This is a genomic window from Chitinophaga sp. (assembly GCF_035564935.1).
In the GTDB taxonomy this organism is placed as follows: Bacteria; Bacteroidota; Bacteroidia; order Chitinophagales; family Chitinophagaceae; genus Chitinophaga.
On the sequence record NZ_DATMTE010000075.1, the window covers coordinates 1 to 3158 of the forward strand.

General features: G+C 47.4%; 1 protein-coding gene and 2 pseudogenes. All 3 read left to right on the plus strand.

The features are described 5' to 3' along the window. Positions 1–735 (plus strand): annotated as a pseudogene (locus tag VN105_RS02040) (TonB-dependent receptor); the annotation flags it as partial. An 18-nt stretch (positions 736–753) separates the two neighbouring features. Further along, entirely contained in the window at positions 754–2472 is a 1719-nt protein-coding gene (locus tag VN105_RS02045) for a RagB/SusD family nutrient uptake outer membrane protein (RefSeq protein ID WP_325637426.1), read from the plus strand. A 17-nt stretch (positions 2473–2489) separates the two neighbouring features. Further along, positions 2490–3158, plus strand: a pseudogene (locus VN105_RS02050) (glycoside hydrolase family 32 protein); the annotation flags it as partial.

Consider the following 3158-nt stretch of genomic DNA (forward strand, 5'->3'; position numbering starts at 1 on the left):
GTAGCCACCTACCGCAATAAGATCACTAAATTACCGGAAGAAATACTCACTTCCTATCCCGGCAACGGACAGGATAAAACCATCCTGGGACGTTCCATCAATTCCACGTTCGGATACGTAGCCGATGGCCTGTTCCGCTCACAGAAGGAAGTAGATGATTACGCCGCCCAGATAGGCAAAGGCGTGGGCCGTATCCGTTATAAAGACCTGAACGGCGACAATGTGATTGACGACAAAGACCGCGACTACATCGGGAAAGGTGATCCCGATTTTACCTACGGACTGAATGTAACACTGGAGTATAAACACTTTGACCTCACCTTCTTCCTGCAGGGAATACAAGGTATACAGGTATACAATACTTACAAAACATACACTGATTTTGCTTCCATATGGCCGGGCACTAACTGGGGGGCACGTACGCTGGACGCATGGACACCACAAAATCCAAATGCTTCCATTCCAGCGCTCACACTGGTAGACCGTAACAACGAGAACCGTACCTCCACCTATTTCCTGGAATCAGGTTCTTATCTCAAACTGAGGAATCTGCAGCTGGGATATAGTTTCCAGCACCTGTTCAGCAAGCGTTTACAAACAGCACGGGTATACCTGCAGGGCAGCAACCTGCTCACCTTTAAAAACAAAGGCTTTACTGCCACCGATCCCGAGAATCCAAACAATGCGTATCCCATCCCGGTGATAGGCACTATTGGCTTCAACCTGTCTTTTTAAACACTTAACACTGCCATCATGAAGTACACAAAATATATGCTTTTACTCAGCTGCCTGTTGCTCGGTGCATGCAGCAAATTCCTGGATCAGGCGCCACAGGGCGTTATTTCAGGCGATGACCTCAATTCGCCGGCCAACCTGGAAAAAATGGTCACCGCCGCCTATGCATCGCTGGGCAATGATCACTACACCGCTCCTTATTCCAGTATGTGGCCTTATGGCAACATCCGCAGCGGCGACGCCTACAAAGGCGGCGATGGCGCCGGCGATATCAGCGACTTTCATTTCTACGAAACCTTTTCCCTGAACAGGATCGACAATGGCTCTTCTGATTTGCTGTGGTTCCGCCTGTATGTATGCATAGGCCGTGTAAATGATGCGCTGGGCCGTTTGAACAAGGCGAACGAAAATGATTTCCCCGAAAAAACAGTGCGGCAGGCGGAAATGAAATTCCTGAGAGGGCATTATTATTTCCTGCTGAAAATATTGTTCAAATACGTTCCCTACATCGATGAAAATGCGCCAAAGGCAAGCTATGATACCATTTCCAACCGCACTTACTCCAACGTGGAACTATGGACGAAGATCGCAGATGATTTCACTTTTGCCGCTTCCCATCTCCCCGATATACAACCACAAATAGGAAGAGCCAATAAATTTGCTGCAAAGGCCTACCTGGCTAAAACACTGTTGTATGAAGCCTATAAGCAGGATGAGAATAATAACGTAACGGCTATTGATGCTACGTTGCTGCAACAGGTAAATTCATTGTGCGATGAAGTGATTAACTCCGGTAAATACCAGCTGGCCATTGATTATGCCAACAATTTCCTGTCGAAAAGTGAGAATGGATCGGAATCTGTTTTTGCTATCCAGTATTCAAAAGATGATGGTACGCCCAAAGGCCGCCTTGATTACGGTCATGCGCTGGATTATCCTATGAACCAGGACTATGGCTGTTGCGGATTTCATTCGCCCAGCAGCAACCTGGTGAATGCCTTCCAAACAAGCGCCAACGGGCTGCCCCTGTTTGAAACATTCAATAATGCGAACATTGCTACAGAAGCAGATTTTCATACCCATACTTTTGATCCGCGGTTGGATCATACCGTAGCTATTCCCGGGCATCCGTATAAGTATGATCCTGCATTTATTTACCAGCGTGCCTGGGCGCGTGCACCTGAAGTATATGGTAGTTACCTTAGTTTGAAAGAAGCCGTATTGCCCAATGATGCTACCTTTCAGAAGGTGCCGCCTTTTATGTCGAGCTCCAAGAACTGGGAAATTATCCGTTATGCTGATGTATTGTTATTTAAAGCAGAAGCATTGATAGAACTGGGTCGTGCTGCGGAAGCGCTGCCGCTCATTAACCAGGTGAGGGAAAGGGCTGCCGCCAGCACCAGTTTGTTAAAACAGGCAAATGGTACTTTCTCTTCCAGTTATAAAATGAATACTTATCAGCCCGGCGTTAATTGTACCTGGACCACCGATTTTGCACGCCAGGCCCTGCGCTGGGAACGCCGCCTGGAATTTGCCATGGAAGGTTCCCGCTTTTTTGACCTGGTACGCTGGGGTATTGCAGGGGATTATCTCAATGCTTATTTTGCCGTGGAAAAAACACGCCGGGCTCACCTGAATGATGCTTCCTTTAAAAAAGGCAGGGATGAATACCTGCCTATACCATTAAACCAGATTAACTACAGCAAAGGGTTATATAAACAAAACACCGGCTGGTAAAATAAAATATCATTGTTATGAAGAAGAAACTTTTTTCCATATTACTGGCAGGATTACTACCCGGATGGCTATACGCACAGGACAATGCCACGCCTACCCCTCAATGGCGACCGGTGTATCACTTTACCGCGCCTAAAAACTGGCTGAACGATCCCAATGGATTAATTTACCTGGATGGAGTATATCATTTGTACTACCAGCACAACCCTTTTGAAAACAAATGGGGACACATGAGCTGGGGGCATGCCACCAGTAAAAACCTGCTGCATTGGAACCACCTGCCGGTGGCTATCACCGAAATAGAAACAAAAGATACCACTACCTGGATCTTCTCCGGCTCGGCGGTATTGGATGAACATAACAGCAGCGGTTTTGGACGGAACGGGAAAGCCCCCGTGGTGGCTATTTATACCGCCGATCAGCCAAAACAGCAAAAGGAATCACAGTTTATTGCCTATAGCAACGACGGAGGTTTAACCTACACCAATTATGCAGGCAATCCCGTGGTGGATATCCACAAAAAAGATTTCCGCGATCCCAGCGTCATCTGGCTGGAAGACCAGCATAAATGGCTTATGACAGTAGCCGTGCCCGCCGAACATAAAGTTCAGTTCTATGCGTCTGCCAACCTGAAGAACTGGGAGCTGCTGAGTGAGTTCGGCAACCAGGGCGATACCCGTAAAATA